Raw genomic sequence first — 16,422 nt, 5'->3', positions numbered from 1 at the left:
AGGAGCGTCTATGGAAGACACCACATCCAAAGCTTGGTTGGATGGAGCAGCCTATGGCATGACTTCGGGTACAGCCTATCTGCCGTATGCCTTGTTACGGTATTATCACCAGCTTGGCCTATCAGATGCAGAAGTGCTTCTTCTCATTCAACTGCTAGGGTTCCGTCAGGCGGAGTTCAATGAGTTCCCCACGCTTGAAGAGCTTGCGGGGCGTATGGGACTTGCACCTGAGGGTATCGCCAGAATGTTGCAACGTCTGATGAGGGATGGATATATCGCCATTGACGAGCACCGTGACGAAGAACGTGACATCCAGTACGAGCGTTATGACTTACATGGATTATATGCCAAGCTTGCAGCGTGCACTGCCGAAGAAATGGCTGCATTCCGTGCGGAGCAGCAGAGCAGCAGTACAGCACGTCAAGATTCGAACAGTGTTCAAAAAGAAGAGGAAGAGCGGAACATGTTCTCCATCTTTGAAAAAGAATTCGGACGTCCGCTCTCTCCAATGGAGTGCGAGACGATATCCAGCTGGTTGGATCAGGACCGTTATCAGGAGGAATTGATTCTAATGGCCCTGAAGGAAGCGGTTTTTGCAGGCAAAGTACATTTCCGGTATATCGATCGAATATTGCTTGAGTGGAGCCGTAATCGTGTCAAGACCGTTCAAGACGCGAAGGCATACACGCAGCGATTTCGTAATGGTGGACGATAATTCAAGTGTAGACAGGGACAACAAACAGGCCAGAAGTCATTCTGTGCCTGTTTTTTTTGGATTACAGATTGCATGAGTAATCAGCGACATTAACCTTTCAGGCAATGAATTCACGTTGTTTTGCAAAAATTTGATGGATTACGCAGGGGTTAACACACAAGCTGTCGTCTATTGTATTGGAGAGGAGGGGAGAGTTATTGATGAAGCGCGCGTAATCGAACAAATCCGTCAAGGAGATACATCCCAGATGCGTACTCTGATTGATAAGTATAGCCAGCATGTATACCATGTGGCCTATTCCGTACTTAGGAACGATCAGGAAGCACAGGATGCAGCTCAGGAGGCGTTCATACAGATGTATAAGTCTCTCCCCGACTACCGTTCTGAAGGTTTCAAAACGTGGTTAACCCGAATTGCCTTTCACAAAGCGATTGATGCCAAACGAAAGCTGGGCAGACGAACGGCTGAGGATCTGGGTGGAGAAGCAAAAATAATAAACATGCCCGGACGGGATGAAGACGTTCTTGCCCGTCTCGTTCGTGAAGAACGTCAGGATCAGCTTCGTGAACGAATTAATCAGTTGCCTGCTCAGCATCGTGACATTATCACTGCGTATTATCTAAGCGAAAAAAATTATGAGCAGATTGCCAGTGATGCACAGGTGGCGGTGAAGACCGTGGAATCCCGCTTGTATCGTGCCCGGCAGTGGATTCGAAAACATTGGAAGGAGGATGAATGGCGTGAGTAAACAGGAAAAGTATACTGCTGCGCAATGGACTGATTATATTGAAGGCCGCATGAGTGAAACTCAAGCAAACCAAATGGAACAGCTTCTGATGGAAGACCCGGATGCGATGGACATCTATTTGGAAGCACTCGGTATCCATGGTGAACTGCCACCTCTGCATGATCCAACAGGGTTTGCGGATTCAGTCATGTATCGGATTGAGGGCATTCAATCAACCAAGGCACAACGTAAATCCCGTGCTGGACGCAACCGGCGGTGGCTTGAACATAAAGTGTTCCATTATGCGGTAGCTGCCTGTTTGACATTGATCTTCCTCTCGTCTGGACTTTTTGACAAGGTAGCCCCTTATCACAAATTCCAGGATGGTGACCACAGAGGGTCTTTTACCGAGAAATGGACGGAGGCAGCCACTTCGTGGTTGGATAACCTCAAGCCTAAACCATAAATGGTTTCGCATTGCCTGAAAAGAAAGGATGACGACTGTGCACTCAGATCGTAACAAATTACTCGCATTTCTATTAAACCTGATACCCGGTCTCGGTTTTATGTATTGGGGTCGAGCCGCAAGAGCCGTAATCTATCCATTGCTTTTTTTTGGAACAGCTGTTGGCTCATTCATGCTGGCAATGCTGCTTGCTGAACGTGATTTAATGATTATAGGTGCAATTTTTTCGGCTTTTTTCTGGGGGATCAGTATGCTGGACATGATAGTTGTTCTGCTCCGTGCTCCTTCTGCCCGGGATGCTCATTACAGGGGATACGGAGCGCATTACGGACCACAACATCCAGGAGCAGCCTACCAGGGAGCACACATGGGTCAGCAAGGGCCAATGGAGCAGAGGAATGAAGATGAGCTGCATCAACATTCTGGTGGTGAATATGGTCATTATGAGGTCCCCCATGGTCAACCAATGTATCAAAAAGGCACTGAGGGTGAACGCTTCTTCACCATTTTACTCTCATTTGTTCCAGGATTGGGACATCTTCATCTTGGACTGTTGCATCGCGGTTTATCATTCCTGATGGCGTTTTTTGGTTCATTTGCCATGATGGTTTTTGTGGCCTCAATCACCAATGAATCAGTGTTTTTAATGTTCCTGCTCATACTGCCTGTAATTTGGGTATACTGCATGTTTGACGCAGTGCAGCATGTCCATCGCAAGCAGGCAGGCGAAGTGTTGCAGGATCGGACATTATTCGAAGAATTGGAAATGGGCAGAGTAGCCGGTAGACGCAGCAAAGTGCTTGCAACGCTGTTATCCGCTTTTCCAGGTGCAGGCCATCTCTATCTGGGATTGCAAAAAAGAGGCATGCAATTAATGTTCCTGTTCCTTGGAAGCATCTATGTGCTGGATCTGCTTCATTTATCGGTGTTCCTGTTCATGATTCCGTTGATCTGGTTCTACAGCTTCTTTGACGGGCTACAGTGCTCCAGTCGCTATGGACGTGAGCCATTGGTTGATCAACCGATCTTCAAGGATTGGGCCCGGCATCAGCGTCTGATTGGATTCGGGATTGCAGCGCTGGGTCTCTATTACCTGGCGATCCGGCTTGTCATTCCACAACTCAATGAGCTGTTTCCTAACGCATTTATGACGTATGAGATCCGTTCCTATTTGAACACCGTCATTGTATCCTTGCTACTCATTTTTGGAGGTTTGAAACTGCTGTTTGGCAAGCAACGGGGAACTGGCACAAGTGATGCGGTTCATCGGAATGAAGAACAAGCAGACAGCCTCTTTTTATTCAAGGATCAGGATGATCGACTATAGAGTGACCTGAAGAATAGTTACTCTGACAATACGGTGACAGAGCAACCTTATAATCGCTGTTATTTAAGAACATAAAAACACGCCGAGGCTATCTATACCAGCCTGTGGCGTGTTTTTGGTTGTTCTGCTTTGATGTGTAATAAATGATTGCTATTTCGTAGCACCCTTCAGCAGAAGTTGACGGTACATCACTTCGAATAGAAATTCGAAAGCTTCCAGATGACGTTTTGCTTCAAAAGCATCTTTGCCCCAAGCATATATGCCGTGATTACGAAGCAAGATTCCTGGCACTTTGGCATCAAGAACATCCGGTACCAATTCAGCAATGGAAGGAATGTCTGCAAAGTTAGGCAGAACCGGTACACGAATCTCCGCATTTTCTTCCCAGATATTGAAAGCCTTAATTAGTTCGATGCCCTGAATCGGCACTTCACCATCTGAGCCAAAGAATTCGCTAATCAGGTTGTTAAACACGGTATGCACGTGGAATACAGCACCGCAGCCGGTCAAACGATAGATTTCACAGTGAATCAACGTCTCGGCACTGGGTTTCAACGTAGTTGTCTCAATGGCTTTGCCGTGTTTATCCACAAAAAGGAAGTCTTCCGGTGTGCGCAGAGATTTGTCCTTGCCTGAGGCAGTAACCGCAAAATAAAATTGCTCCGGATCAAAATCTCCTACACGCATCGACAGGTTGCCACTTGTTCCAGGGAACCAGTTACGACTGGCGAACAGTGCTTTAATATCAGCCAGTTCTTCAAGGACCTGACGTTTGTGTTCCAATGTAATCTTTTCAAAACCCATCGTTTACAGCACTCCTTGTGTTTGCTTCTGTTTCATATCTTCGATGATATCGTAAAATGTAGCGAATGGCACATGGTCCACACCAAGTTCAATACATTTGTCCGTCAAAATGGAGCGGGAGTAGACGAGATCGGCGATTTTGGCACCTTCAAAATCTGTCAAACTATCTCCAATCAGAATTCGATTATACTGTTCTTCCGGGAAGGTACGAATCACGGTTGTTTTACACATGCCGCAGCCATTCTCACAAGGAGGTTGGCAGGGATTCGGCCATTCAATCCGAATGGTTTCACCCGAGAAGTCAGCACCGTTGCAATAGACATGATCCTTAGGGATATCGAATGGCGCGAGTAAGGGTTCGATAAAAAAGTCCATACCACCGCTGGTCACATTGAATTCGATACCTTCGCTGCGAACGTAGTCAAGAAACTCGCTGAATCCTTCACGAATCCCCGCTTGTCCAAGCACAAATTCCACAATCTCATCTTTTTGCGATGCAGGCAACAGAGCGAACATGGCTCCAACACCTTCGCGCAGCGAGATGTTCTGCTCAATCGTATCTTTCATAATCGCTTCAATGCCCTCAGGCTTGAAATGTTTCATGATCGCTACGATGTTGTCCGAGAGGGTAATCGTACCATCAAAGTCACAGAAAATGACTGTTTTCTTATCGCTTCTCATCGTTCGCCACCCCACAGATCCAGTGCGCTTTTGAGCTCCGGATGCTCGGTTGCATATTGCGCTAGTGGTATGGAGCGCTGGGCTGCCTCAATCGCTTGCAGGAATGCCCGTCCGCCTGCCTCAGTGCCCATTGGATGCCCATGAATACCGCCGCCAGCATTAACGATGACATCTGTGCCAAAGTCGCGCAAAATAAGCGGTACAAGGCCTGGATGGATGCCTGCTGAAGGTACTGGCATACTGGTTCTCACCGGAAGATCAGATGACAACAGCTGCTCAGTGATCGCCATATTTTCTTCCTTCGGCATCGTAACCGATCCATAAGGAGAAGGGAAGAGCACCAGATCGGCACCTGCAAGACGCATCAACTGGCCAAGTACAACCGAAGCCGAGATACCGTAATGTGGAGAAGGATACAATGCACCTGCAAGAGCAGGGTGAGCCATAATCGGCACATTAATATCAGGATCACTGCTGAGTTCATGCAGGACATCATATCCGTAGGACAATACGTTAAATAACAATGCATTCGCTCCTGCGCCAATGGCACGTTCAGCCTGCTGTTTCAGACGAGATGTAGGTCCTGTGAGATTGGTTGCATACAAAAGTTTCTTGCCTGTCTCCTGGCGTGCCTGTTCGGCAGCTTTCATGCAGACTTCAACTCTTTTTTCAATAGGTGTCAATTTATTCTCGAACAGAATTTCATCGTCCTTGATCAGATCCACGCCCCCAAGGGCCTGACGAATGAATTGTTCACGCAGTTCATCTGCGTCCAGTCCAATTACCGATTTGAAGATACTCATTAACAGGGGACGGTCATGCACACCAAGCAGATCACGAACACCATTGAGTCCAAATTTGGGTCCTGGGAATGCACTGAGGAAACCATCCGAGAAGCCAAGCTTTGTCAATTTGATCCGACCATCCATTGAGATCTTGCCAAAGACCGTCACGAGCAGGGCAGGGATATCACGGCTAAAGTTCACATCCGGATATCCGATGGTAATATCAGCGTAACGCTCACCCGCAGCCATCCCATCAGCTTCATGGACTTCTACGCTTATAACTTCACCCAGATGTTTCTGCATCGCCTCACGCTGGGCTTGTGGCAACTCCGTCCAGCTACCGACGGTCATGCCGATCGCGATGGAATTAGCCTTTTTGCGAAAATCTGCATGATCATCATGTAGACGATATGTGGCTGTGCACATGTTATTCATTTTAAATCCCCTTCCAAAGCAGCTCCCATCTCCCGTGAGCGCTCTGCACAGCGGTTGACGGCTGCGATTACATTTTCAAAGAAATCTCCTTCGTCCAGCGTTTTCAGTGCTGCCTGGGTTGCCCCTCCCGGGGAGGTCACATCACTCCGAAGCTTCATCGGTTCCAAACCGGTTTGTTGTACCATACGGGAAGCACCCAGCACCGTCTGGACAGTGAGATCACGAGATTGCTGGCTGGATAAGCCACCACGAATGCCTGCGGCAATCATGGCCTCCATTAAATAGTATACATAAGCAGGCCCGCTTCCGGAAATCCCTGTGAGCACTTCAAGTTTATCTTCAGGCACGATGGTTACGATACCAACGGCTTCAAACATGGTCATCACCGTACTGCGCTGTTCATCCGTAATCTCCGCAGAGAAAGCAAGACCAGTTGCACCGAGTCCAATAGTACTGGATGTATTCGGCATGGTTCTGGCGATCGGCTGTTTACGACCAAGCAAGGACTGCATCGTGCGGATTGATAATCCGGCAATGACAGACACGATCAGTTGATCAGATGATAACAACGGACCCAGTTCGCGCAGCGCTGCGGCAGCATCTTTCGGTTTCATACACAGTACAATGACCGGAGTGGAGGCAAGATGATCCAAAGATTGCGAGGCCGTTCCGGTATGTACGGCATAACGGGTACTGAGCTCCTCCTGACGTTTCTGGTTGCTGCGGTTCAGCATCGTAATATCCTGAGGACGAACGACTAGGCGGGAGATCAGTCCGCGCACGATGGCTTCAGCCATCGCGCCTGCTCCGTGGAAAGTAATCTTTTGTTGTAGTAACGTCTGTTGCTCTTGACTCATATTTATCGTTCCTCCTATATAACTGGTGCTGGAATATTAATGACGAATCTGTCCATTGCCGGTAATCCGATATTTGGTTGATGTGAGTGCTGGCAGTCCCATCGGTCCGCGTGCATGCAGTTTCTGAGTGCTGATCCCGATCTCGGCTCCATAGCCAAATTCGTATCCGTCGGTGAAACGCGTGGATGCATTGTGATAGACGGCTGCTGCATCCACATCATGCATGAAGCGCTCTGCATGGGCTGTATCCCGGGTTACGATACATTCGGAATGTTTGGTTCCGTAATGTGCGATGTGCTGCATCGCTTCGTCCAGGTTCTCGACCACACGGATATTCAAAATATAATCGTTATACTCGGTGGCATAGTCTTCCTCGGTTGCCTCAATGGCGGATGGGACAAGACGGCGCACCGTGTCACAACCTTTCAAGACCACATTGGCCTCACGGAATTGCTCGGCAAGAGCAGGCAGATGCTCTTCCGCATATGCGGCATGCAGGAGTAACGTTTCCATGGAATTACATACGGATGGGCGTTGTGCCTTCGCATTAATGGCGATTTCGGCTGCCATGACCGGATCAGCTGATTCATCCACATAGGTATGACAGATGCCTGCCCCGGTTTCAATAACAGGTACAGTTGCATTGGCAACCACATTACGAATGAGGGAGGCCCCACCGCGTGGGATGATGACGTCCAGCAGTCCGTTCAACTTGAGCATTTCATCCACGGAAGCACGATCTGCATCCTCAACCAGTTGCAGAGCATCCGCAGGCATGTCTGTCGTTGCCAGTGCCTGATGCAGCACATCCACAATTTTGCGGTTAGAGGAGAGGGCAGAAGAACCCCCGCGCAGAAGCACTGCATTGCCTGTTTTGAGACATAGTCCGGCTGCATCTACGGTTACATTAGGACGAGCTTCGTAGATAATACCAATGAGTCCAATTGGCACTCTTGATTTTTCAACATGCAGTCCGTTTGGACGGGTGATTGTCTCCAATACTTCCCCGACTGGATCAGGCAGATCTGCAATCTGACGTAATCCCTCAGCAATGCCAGCAATGCGCTCCTTATTAAGTGCGAGTCGATCCAGCATCGATTCCGGCGTGCCTTGTTCTCTGCCGCGTTCCAGATCTTCGGCATTTGCTGTAATGATGGAATCCGTCTCTGTAATCAATGCATCTGCCATGACACGCAGGGCGGTATTTTTCTGTTCTGTAGTCAATCGGTTCAGCTGTGGAACCGTGGCTTGAGCTTTGCTGGCTTTTTCTCTCACTTCACTCATCTTAATTCCTCCTCATATATATAAAGTTTTGGATTTCGACTATTACATTGCTTCATGTTTATGTTTATTTTAACGTAATCCATTCGTCTCTATGAATAACCTCAAGTCTGTGGATACTGGCGAGTTGTTTCATCACTTCGCCACTGGGAAGTCCGGCAATGAGTCGAAGTTGGTCATCATCATAATTGACAATACCGCGACCGAGCAAGGTCTCATCCAGTCCAATGACCTCGACGACATCTCCGGCATGAAAAGTTCCCAGTACACGTTTGACCCCTACAGGCAGAAGACTGTGCCCTCCATGAACAAGGGCCTCTTCAGCACCATCATCCACAACGACGGTTCCCAGCGGAGTAGACATGAAGCCAAGCCACTGCTTTTTACGGGATAGTGAAGCGAGTCGTGTCTCAAAGTAAGTGCCTTTACCCGTGCCATCCACAGCCCGTTGCATATCTCCAGGTTCATTCACACTTCCCACAAATACGGGTACGCCTCCACGTGTAGCAACCTTGGCTGCATCGACTTTGGATCGCATTCCGCCTGTGCCCACCGATGAGCCCGAGCCTCCAGCAAAAGCATAGATCTCAGCCGTTATTTCAGGGATACGGTCATAACGTACGGCAGACGGATCTTTACGCGGGTCAGCGGTGTACAACCCATTGGTATCCGTAAGAATGATCAGATGCTGTGCCTTCACCAGGTTCGCAACCAATGCAGACAACAGATCGTTATCACCAAATTTTAATTCGTCCACTGATACGGTATCATTCTCATTGAAAATCGGAATCACTCGCTGTTTGAGCAGTTCTTCTACGGTCATGCCTGCATTCCCCATACGTTTACGGCTGTGAAAGTCTGTACGGGTTAACAGGATTTGTGCCGTAGTAACGCGGTGCGCTGCAAAAGCCTGTTGATATGCCTGCATCAATAATGCCTGCCCAACGGCTGCTGCAGCTTGTTTCTCATGCAGAAGTTTGGGGCGCTGGGGGTAACCGATCTCTCGGAATCCGGCAGCTACCGCTCCAGAGGTGACCAGAAGTACTTCATGACCCTGATCAGCCAATGCTGCAATTTCTCCGGCAAAAAAAGTGATCGAACTGCGATCCAGACCGCCTTCTTCCGTGGTAAGCGAGCTGCTTCCAATCTTAACTACAATACGTGAAGTCATGGTTTCACTTCCTTAAACATGATTAATAAGTGCTTCGAGAGCAGGCTTTAGCGGGTACAAAAAAAACTCCCGCCCTTTAGTTAAAAAGGACGAAAGTTTGTTACTTCCGCGGTACCACCTTTATTGATGATCAGATCATCCGGCTTCATGCCCTGTAACAGAAGGCACTGTCCTGTACGTAACAGGCCGCTCAGGGGTAGGTTTCAGAGAAGAGCCGCGGTAAATTCTTTCAGCAGGGTGGAATTTACTCTCTGTGCGCGACTGATATTCTCTTACTGGTCCCGTCATCACGTTTCGTTCAATATTTCTTATAACATACCATGGAAACTTGGCATATGCAAAGGGGTTATGGTCCTGTAAATTACTTGAATAAATTCAGCTTGCCAATCCGCTCCACAGCTTCACGCAATCGGTTTTCATCACTTAGCAGTCCTGCGCGCACGTAACCTTCACCATGAGCACCAAAACCAATACCTGGGGCCACGGCGACCTTGGCTTCCCGCAGCAACAAGTCCGCAAATGAAGCAGAGGTATAACCTGCAGGTACAGGTAACCAGCTGAAGAATGAACCTGCCGGTTTTGAAGCTTGCCAGCCAATCGAAGAAAGAGCGTCATAGAACGCATTACGACGGGATTCGTAACGTGAAACCAGCGAAGTGACACATTCCTGGGAGCCAGTAAGTGCTTCCGTTGCCGCAGCCTGAATTCCACCGAAAAGACTGACATAGATGTGATCCTGAAGCAAGTTGATTTTAGAAACAATCTCTGCATTACCGAGTGCGAATCCAACACGCCATCCAGCCATATTGTACGTCTTGGATAACGTATAGAATTCAATACCTACCTCTTTGGCACCGGGGGCTTGTAGGAAACTTACGGGACGATGCCCGTCAAACCCAATCGCCCCGTAAGCAAAATCACTGGCAACGACGATTTGATTTTGAATGGCAAATTCTACAGTATCTTCGTAGAACGAAAGTGGAGCCGTTGCTGACGTTGGGTTGTTGGGATAGTTCAGGAACATCAGCTTGGCTTTCTCCCGATCTTCGGCTGTAACAGCTTCGTAATCCGGCAGGAATGCATTGGACTCCAGCAAAGGCATAAATGACATGTTTGCTTTGGCGAGTGCAACACCGGACCAGTAATCCGGGTAGCCTGGATCGGGAACGAGAACGGTGTCACCGGGGTTAAGCAGGACTTGAGGTAACTGAACCAGTCCCGTTTTGCCTCCGAACAGAATGGCTACTTCAGTTTCGGGGTCCAGATCAACATTGTAATCTTCCTTATAACGTTTAGCGACCGCTTCCTTCAGGAAAGAGTACCCTCTAAAAGGGGAGTATTTATGGTAAAGGGGATTTTCAGCCGACTCTTGCAGTGATTTAACAATATGGGGGGGTGTGGGTGTATCCGGGTTCCCCTGACCCAGGTTAATCACGTCATGCCCACTTGCGATTTCACGATTTACATTTTGAACAAGGGTAGCAAAAAATTGCGTAGGCAGCTGTGTCATTACATCAGAAGTCGGTATCGTAAAAGCTGAACGAGCAGTTGTTTGGTCTGAATGGGTCATTATATTGATCACTCCGGTTATTAAAGATGGGAAATAGTTCTCATTAATTTATCACGCCAATCCCGAGCTGTATAGAGGGAGATCTACTTGATCAGGTAGCTCGTAGGAGGAAAGAGCAGAGGATTGTACAAAACTGAAAGTGCCCATTTAGTTTTGTCCATTGAGCTGAATGAAACCTTGTTTTATGATAATATCCGATAATGATAATCAATATCATTAAATTATATTGCACAAGGCACAGGATACAGGGGGAGAAACAGCAATGAAAAAGGGCATACGAAATACGGCAGTATTATTAACGATTACGTGGTTATCCATTCTGCTGCTGGCTTGTGGAAATCAGGCTGCAACACCTGCTGATAACGCAGAAGATTCGAAGGCAGCCACAGAAGCCACAGAGACCACAACTGTAAAGGAAGAGACGAGTGAGGGTGAGACACGGGTATTCAAAGACTGGACTGGCCATGAGGTTGAAGTCCCTGTAAATCCGAAGCGGGTCATCTATCATGGAGAAGTTACCGGGGATCTGCTCGCGCTTGGTGTTGTTCCAGTAGGCATACTGCATCAGGAGGGAACCGTATACGATGATCAGGTTGCTCAGGCAGAAGATGTAGGGTTTCCGATCAGTGTGGAAAAGGCGCTAGCCTTGAATCCCGATTTGATCATCTTCTCAAACAGTGATGAGGCACAATACGATCAGATTGCAAAGGTTGCACCCACAGTTACATTTGACTCATTCGGGTCAATAGAAGATCGTATGCGTATCCTTGGCGATTTGTTGAACAAGAAGCAAGAAGCAGAGGATTGGATTACGAATCATCAACAAGCAACAGAAGCGATGTGGAAGCAACTTCATGAGGACGGCTTGAAAGAGGGGGAGACGGCTTCGGTATTCACCATGTATCCCGGGAATCGTCTGTTTGTCATGGCAGGTGCAGGATTGCCACAGTTGTTATATGGAAAGGACGGGCTGAAGCCGACCGCGGAAATTCAGAAAGTATTGGATCAAGACATGGGATTTGCAGAGATTTCGACTGAAAAATTATCTGAAATTGCCGGTGATCGAATATTTATTCTGGATCCTGTGACCGATGATGCCAAGCAATCCACCAAGGAATTGTTGGATAGTTCAATCTGGAAGAACCTGCCTGCGGTGAAAGAAGGAAAAGTATATCGTTTTGATATCGTAAAAGCTTCAAGTGATGCCGTTTCCAGGGAGTGGTTGTTACAAGAGCTGCCAAAACAGATGATCCAATAATTGGTGATGAGTTAGTAAGGCACCAGTAAGACCTTTAAGTAATGTAGATTTAAAAATTAAAAAGAGCCTTCAACCTTTCGTTGAGCGCTCTTTTTTGCTGACTAAAGTCATATCTGGATTATTGACGATCTCTCAATTATAATCAGACCATACAGAATGATTGATAATCATTCTCATTTTGGAAAGACGAGGTGAACTGACATGCAGGCTCTGGATGCCGATGAAGGAGTGTTGTTCTTTTCAGCATTCATGTTTCGGCTGGATCATCTGGTACTACGAATTGAGCCACCTGAACAGGGGATGCTGGAAGTTGATTGCGAGAAACATGCGTTCCTGATCTGCGAAGAAGGGGAGGGACGGTTATATATTGGAGATGCACAGTATCCGTTTACTACGGGATGTGTGTATCCACTTTCTCCGGGAGAGGGTTACCAGATTGAACATCGCAATGACTTGCAATTGAAATACATCGTGATGAACTTTGATGTTATCCATGTGTTGACGGGCGATCCGGAGCTCTATACCCGCCCTGTATTTGAGCACAGAAACCAATTGAATGGCTATCCATACGCTCCGTTAAGTGGGCTGTTGGAACAGATGTATATCATTCGGAACTATAAAACAGATGCCGAATACAGTCGTCTGAATGCACAGTTCCAAAAATGGATGGAGATGATCATTACCCGTTACACTTCTCCAAAGACGGAGCAGAGCATGGAAGCAAGGCTGCACAGTACAATTCAGTATGTGGACGACCATTATACTGAAGAAATCACTGTACAAAAACTGGCACGTCTTGCGGAGATCAGACCTGTTCAGTATACGATCCTGTTCAGACAACTCACAGGTCACAAGCCACTCGATTATGTAAATCATGTACGCATTAAACATGCCAAGGAATGGCTTCGCAAATCGGATGAACCTCTTCGGGATATCGCGAGCCGCGTGGGGTTTAAGGATGAGTATTATTTCAGCAGGCGTTTTCGCCAAATGACCGGATTATCCCCTCGTCAATATGACAGATCCATTCAACAGCAGACGTTGGTACAAGACTGGTTGGGTCATGATGTGAATATTCCAGTAAACCCGGAACGAATTATGTATTTTGGAGATTCTGCGGGAGATCTGCTGATGCTGGGCATTCCGTTGCTGGGAGATCAGACCTATGACGCGATTGCTCCGGTTAATGTGGAAGCAGCTGTTCTCATGAAGCCGGATTTGATTATTTTTGATAGCAGCAATGAACAGCAGTATGAACAACTTTCCCGCATCGCACCAACACTCGCTTACAATTCACATGCCATGTTGGACGAGCGAATGCGCTGTTTGGGCAACTGGTTTGGCAGACAACCTCAGGCTGAACAGTGGCTAAACTCCTATACAGAACGTACTAAGCAGATGTGGGCGAAGATCCATACAGCGATTGAAGCAGGAGAAACGGCTTCCGTATTTACATACCATCGGGGTGCACGATTATTTGTTATGGGCAATATCGGGCTGGCGCCATTGTTATACCATCCAATGGGTTTCAAGCCGGTTACCAAAGTGAAGGAAGCACTTGCGGCAGGCAGAGCCTACAAGGAAATTTCAGCTGAAGCGGTACGTCAGTATGCGGGAGATCATGTATTTGTTATGCTGGCTGAGGAAATCGTGGCAAGAAAAGCTACAGAGACGCTTATGAAAAGTCCCAGTTGGCAAGCCCTTCCGGCTGTGCAGAATGGACGGGTGTATGCTGTGGAGGAGTCGATCTGGAATGTGGGTGATGCGCTCACGAGCGATCGATTGCTGACCCTGTTGCCTGAGTTATTGTGTGCAAGTTCATAACAAAAACAGGCTTGCAGTCTTCAAGAGGATCAAGCTATGATAGCAGGTATTACGGTTCAGAGGAGTGCTTGTCATGACAGAACAACAACAGGGAGAAATGCGTGTAGCCCTGATTCAGGGTGATATTCAGCTCGGAGACCCTGAGGCTAATCATAAACATATGCAGTCTTTGCTTGAACGTGCAGTAGAACAATATCCGGATCTGGGTCTGGCTGTGCTACCTGAGATGTGGAATACCGGGTACGCTTTGACGCAAATTCATGAACTCGCTGACCCGGAAGGCCAGAAATCACGGGAGTGGCTGTCTGCTTTTGCCCAAAAACATCAAATTTCCATCGTTGGCGGTTCAATCGCCGAGAAACGGGATGATCAAATATACAATACAATGTACGCGTATGATCGTGAAGGAAAACAGGTAACACGATACGATAAATTACATTTGTTCCGTCTGATGGACGAAGAGAAATATTTACAGCCTGGTGCAGTACCTGAACTTTTTGAATTGCAGAACGGTCTTACAGCGGGTGCTTCGATCTGTTACGACATCCGGTTCCCGGAGCTGGCTCGCACCCTTGCTTTAAATGGTGCCAAGGCATTGATCGTACCAGCCGAATGGCCGAACCCCCGTCTGCACCACTGGCGTACTTTGCTTACAGCGCGAGCGATTGAGAATCAGATGTATGTGATCGCCTGTAACCGTGTGGGTAAAGGGGGAGAGACCGAGTTCTTCGGACATTCCCTCATCATTGATCCTTGGGGGGAGATCGTAGCTGAAGGCGGTGAAGGGGAAGAGATCGTGACCGGAATTATTCGCCCTTCTCTGGTGGATGAGGTTCGCGGACGTATTCCCGTATTTGAAGACCGTCGACCTGGCGTTTATTTTGGCGAAAAATAAAATTGAAATACAATTCTTCAGAAAAAGTGTTTATTCTTCCAGGACGCGGGTAATGATAACTATCCCGTTACCAAGGAGATGATCAATCAATGGACAACCATGTGAAAGATACGCTCAGGAGACTGGAACAGGATAACACAAGGGAAGATCACTTAAGGGCATTCTTAGAGAATGGAGCAGGAGGGCTATCACCCCCTGATTCAACAGTTCAGGACGAAGGCCGTGTAATGAGTCAGCAAAACAGGCTGACAAGCGATCGTAATTTGCGAAGATAAACCGCCAGACATGAAATTTTCTTATGTATGTTTCTACATTAACTTTATAAACTCGCATTAAATTCAAACATCTTAACAAGCAACATTGTACTCTAACCAGTTACTGTGATTGCGATGAACTCTATCCTGCGATGCGGGAAACGAGTATATGACAAAAGCTTGGCCCATTAGGGTCAAGCTTTTGTTTTGGTTCAGTATTAAGTGTCCCCGTACCACGGAACAATTCCTTAGTCTACCTTTGACAATTCGGCCACAGTTTGTTGAAACGTATGGATGAATGCTTCGGCTGCCTTCGACAGCACTCTGCCTTGACGATAAGCCACAACAAGTGTTCTGCTGGGTGTTGGCTCAGCAAGCGGGACGTACACAGGTACGAATTCACTGCGCGGCGCACGGGCAATAAAGCGGGGAACCAGTGTAATGCCCATGCCTGTGGCGACCAGTGATTGAACGGTTTCAATATTTGTGCTCTCAAACACAACCTGAGGATCAAAACCGGCCTGCTCACAAAGATCAAATGTAAGTTTGCGGAATCCCTGTCCTTTTTTTAATACAACAAAGGGTTCGTCCCGAAGCTCTTCAATTCGCACAGGAAGCGGATTCTCCGGATCTGCCCTGCGTGCCAGAGGGTGATTTGGGGGAACCGCCAGATCAATCCGTTCTTCGCCAATGGTTACATAAGACAAGCTTGGTTCTTGTAAAGGCAGAGATAACAGACTCAGATCAGCTTTGCCGCTTGCTGTCAATTTCTCAAGGGTCAGCCCGGAGTCTTCCAACAAAGTCACTTCAATTTCGGGATACGCTTGTTGGAATGCAGGAAGCACGTGTGGGAGAAGATGTGAACCCGTGATCGGCATGCTGCCCACAACGACTTTGCCTTTGCGAAGCTGGGAGATGTCTGACATTTCCTGACGCAATAACTCCATGGCATCTACGATCTTCTGGGCTTGCTCGACAAACGTCACACCGGCATGGGTTAACTCCACGGTACTCGTATTACGCTGAAACAACAGCACTCCCAATTCTTTTTCCAATTTGGATAATTGCTGGCTTAATGAAGGTTGGGCAATATGCAGTTTTTCTGCCGCTCTGGAGAAATTGCGTTCGGCCGCAATTTGCAACGTATATTGAAGTTGTCTGAATTCCATGGTCATTGGTCATTCCTTTCGTTATGCCACCATTATATCACTACAGATGAAGAAATCATTCTCTTTGCCGAACTACGGTAAACTCGAATATCAGGAGGGACTTGTTTATTTTGTATAAAAGCATTGACAGCGAAGAAGCAGGAACGTACTATAAGACATATATGATAATGATAATTGTTATCAATTGAAACCTCTGTGGTGAG

Annotated in this window: 15 protein-coding genes and 1 other annotated feature; of the genes, 7 read left to right on the top strand and 8 right to left on the bottom strand. The window is 47.5% G+C overall.

Going from position 1 to position 16,422, the window contains the following annotated elements; translation table 11 throughout:
- Nucleotides 1–10 precede the first annotated feature (10 nt).
- The 4 genes from ACTHPG_RS13135 (at nt 11) to ACTHPG_RS13120 (ending at nt 3,235) form a co-directional block, all read left to right on the top strand.
- The gene (locus ACTHPG_RS13135) at nt 11–715 is read left to right on the top strand and encodes a DnaD domain protein (RefSeq protein ID WP_440389838.1); all 705 of its coding nucleotides are present in this window, start codon (nt 11–13) and stop codon (nt 713–715) included.
- Nucleotides 716–962: 247 nt separating this feature from the next.
- Nucleotides 963–1,463, top strand: a complete 501-nt coding sequence (locus ACTHPG_RS13130) for an RNA polymerase sigma factor (protein ID WP_440389836.1) — start codon at nt 963–965, stop codon at nt 1,461–1,463.
- The gene (locus tag ACTHPG_RS13125; RefSeq protein ID WP_440389834.1) at nt 1,456–1,908 is read left to right on the top strand and encodes a hypothetical protein; all 453 of its coding nucleotides are present in this window, start codon (nt 1,456–1,458) and stop codon (nt 1,906–1,908) included. The genes ACTHPG_RS13130 and ACTHPG_RS13125 overlap by 8 nt, the downstream gene beginning before the upstream one ends.
- A gap of 37 nt (nt 1,909–1,945) precedes the next feature.
- Nucleotides 1,946–3,235, top strand: a complete 1,290-nt coding sequence (locus ACTHPG_RS13120; RefSeq protein WP_440389832.1) for a multi-tm2 domain protein — start codon at nt 1,946–1,948, stop codon at nt 3,233–3,235.
- Between the two features lie 150 nt (nt 3,236–3,385).
- Here ACTHPG_RS13120 and ACTHPG_RS13115 read toward each other — a convergent pair whose 3' ends face one another.
- The 7 genes from ACTHPG_RS13115 to ACTHPG_RS13085 all read right to left on the bottom strand — a co-directional run bounded on the left by ACTHPG_RS13115 (nt 3,386) and on the right by ACTHPG_RS13085 (nt 10,819).
- Nucleotides 3,386–4,039, bottom strand: coding sequence for a methylthioribulose 1-phosphate dehydratase (locus ACTHPG_RS13115; protein ID WP_440389830.1), 654 nt, complete (start codon nt 4,037–4,039; stop codon nt 3,386–3,388).
- Nucleotides 4,040–4,042: 3 nt separating this feature from the next.
- Nucleotides 4,043–4,720 carry a 2-hydroxy-3-keto-5-methylthiopentenyl-1-phosphate phosphatase gene (locus ACTHPG_RS13110; RefSeq protein WP_340914136.1) on the bottom strand — a complete coding sequence of 226 codons (678 nt, stop codon included), beginning with the start codon at nt 4,718–4,720 and terminating at the stop codon, nt 4,043–4,045.
- Entirely contained in the window at nt 4,717–5,940 is a 1,224-nt protein-coding gene (locus ACTHPG_RS13105; RefSeq protein ID WP_440389827.1) for a 2,3-diketo-5-methylthiopentyl-1-phosphate enolase, read from the bottom strand. The genes ACTHPG_RS13110 and ACTHPG_RS13105 overlap by 4 nt, the downstream gene beginning before the upstream one ends.
- Entirely contained in the window at nt 5,937–6,797 is an 861-nt protein-coding gene (gene proC, locus ACTHPG_RS13100) for a pyrroline-5-carboxylate reductase (RefSeq protein ID WP_440389825.1), read from the bottom strand. Before proC ends, ACTHPG_RS13105 begins: the two co-directional genes overlap by 4 nt.
- A gap of 36 nt (nt 6,798–6,833) precedes the next feature.
- Nucleotides 6,834–8,081 (bottom strand): glutamate-5-semialdehyde dehydrogenase, encoded by a 1,248-nt coding sequence (locus tag ACTHPG_RS13095; RefSeq protein WP_440389824.1) that lies wholly within the window; start codon nt 8,079–8,081, stop codon nt 6,834–6,836.
- 64 nt (nt 8,082–8,145) lie between these two features.
- Complete coding sequence (gene proB / locus ACTHPG_RS13090) at nt 8,146–9,249, bottom strand: glutamate 5-kinase (RefSeq protein WP_440389822.1); 1,104 nt, start codon at nt 9,247–9,249, stop codon at nt 8,146–8,148.
- An 82-nt stretch (nt 9,250–9,331) separates the two neighbouring features.
- Nucleotides 9,332–9,546, bottom strand: a binding site (T-box leader).
- Nucleotides 9,547–9,610: 64 nt separating this feature from the next.
- Nucleotides 9,611–10,819: a pyridoxal phosphate-dependent aminotransferase gene (locus ACTHPG_RS13085; protein WP_440389820.1), complete on the bottom strand. Its 1,209-nt coding sequence runs from the start codon at nt 10,817–10,819 to the stop codon at nt 9,611–9,613.
- Nucleotides 10,820–11,081: 262 nt separating this feature from the next.
- On the opposite strand from ACTHPG_RS13085, the gene ACTHPG_RS13080 reads away from it, so the two are divergent.
- From ACTHPG_RS13080 to ACTHPG_RS13070, 3 genes are all read left to right on the top strand, one after another.
- Nucleotides 11,082–12,077, top strand: a complete 996-nt coding sequence (locus ACTHPG_RS13080; protein WP_440389818.1) for an ABC transporter substrate-binding protein — start codon at nt 11,082–11,084, stop codon at nt 12,075–12,077.
- A 201-nt stretch (nt 12,078–12,278) separates the two neighbouring features.
- Complete coding sequence (locus ACTHPG_RS13075; protein WP_440389816.1) at nt 12,279–13,901, top strand: ABC transporter substrate-binding protein; 1,623 nt, start codon at nt 12,279–12,281, stop codon at nt 13,899–13,901.
- Nucleotides 13,902–13,974: 73 nt separating this feature from the next.
- Complete coding sequence (locus ACTHPG_RS13070; RefSeq protein WP_440389815.1) at nt 13,975–14,796, top strand: carbon-nitrogen family hydrolase; 822 nt, start codon at nt 13,975–13,977, stop codon at nt 14,794–14,796.
- Nucleotides 14,797–15,298: 502 nt separating this feature from the next.
- On the opposite strand, the gene ACTHPG_RS13065 is transcribed toward ACTHPG_RS13070, so the two are convergent.
- Entirely contained in the window at nt 15,299–16,219 is a 921-nt protein-coding gene (locus ACTHPG_RS13065) for a LysR family transcriptional regulator (protein WP_440389813.1), read from the bottom strand.
- Nucleotides 16,220–16,422 lie beyond the last annotated feature (203 nt).

The organism is Paenibacillus sp. SAF-068 (assembly GCF_051967555.1).
Taxonomy (GTDB): domain Bacteria; phylum Bacillota; class Bacilli; order Paenibacillales; family Paenibacillaceae; genus Paenibacillus.
This window is presented reverse-complemented; position numbering and strand designations above follow the sequence as displayed.

What these genes read in the sequence shown, in the direction of transcription:
- ACTHPG_RS13135 (WP_440389838.1), top strand. Translation starts at nt 11, where the DNA reads ATGGAAGACACCACATCCAAAGCTTGGTTGGATGGAGCAGCCTATGGC.
- ACTHPG_RS13130 (WP_440389836.1), top strand. Translation starts at nt 963, where the DNA reads ATGCGTACTCTGATTGATAAGTATAGCCAGCATGTATACCATGTGGCC.
- ACTHPG_RS13115 (WP_440389830.1), bottom strand. Translation starts at nt 4,039, where the DNA reads ATGGGTTTTGAAAAGATTACATTGGAACACAAACGTCAGGTCCTTGAA.
- ACTHPG_RS13110 (WP_340914136.1), bottom strand. Translation starts at nt 4,720, where the DNA reads ATGAGAAGCGATAAGAAAACAGTCATTTTCTGTGACTTTGATGGTACG.
- ACTHPG_RS13105 (WP_440389827.1), bottom strand. Translation starts at nt 5,940, where the DNA reads ATGAATAACATGTGCACAGCCACATATCGTCTACATGATGATCATGCA.
- proC (WP_440389825.1), bottom strand. Translation starts at nt 6,797, where the DNA reads ATGAGTCAAGAGCAACAGACGTTACTACAACAAAAGATTACTTTCCAC.
- ACTHPG_RS13095 (WP_440389824.1), bottom strand. Translation starts at nt 8,081, where the DNA reads ATGAGTGAAGTGAGAGAAAAAGCCAGCAAAGCTCAAGCCACGGTTCCA.
- proB (WP_440389822.1), bottom strand. Translation starts at nt 9,249, where the DNA reads ATGACTTCACGTATTGTAGTTAAGATTGGAAGCAGCTCGCTTACCACG.
- ACTHPG_RS13085 (WP_440389820.1), bottom strand. Translation starts at nt 10,819, where the DNA reads ATGACCCATTCAGACCAAACAACTGCTCGTTCAGCTTTTACGATACCG.
- ACTHPG_RS13080 (WP_440389818.1), top strand. Translation starts at nt 11,082, where the DNA reads ATGAAAAAGGGCATACGAAATACGGCAGTATTATTAACGATTACGTGG.
- ACTHPG_RS13075 (WP_440389816.1), top strand. Translation starts at nt 12,279, where the DNA reads ATGCAGGCTCTGGATGCCGATGAAGGAGTGTTGTTCTTTTCAGCATTC.
- ACTHPG_RS13070 (WP_440389815.1), top strand. Translation starts at nt 13,975, where the DNA reads ATGACAGAACAACAACAGGGAGAAATGCGTGTAGCCCTGATTCAGGGT.
- ACTHPG_RS13065 (WP_440389813.1), bottom strand. Translation starts at nt 16,219, where the DNA reads ATGGAATTCAGACAACTTCAATATACGTTGCAAATTGCGGCCGAACGC.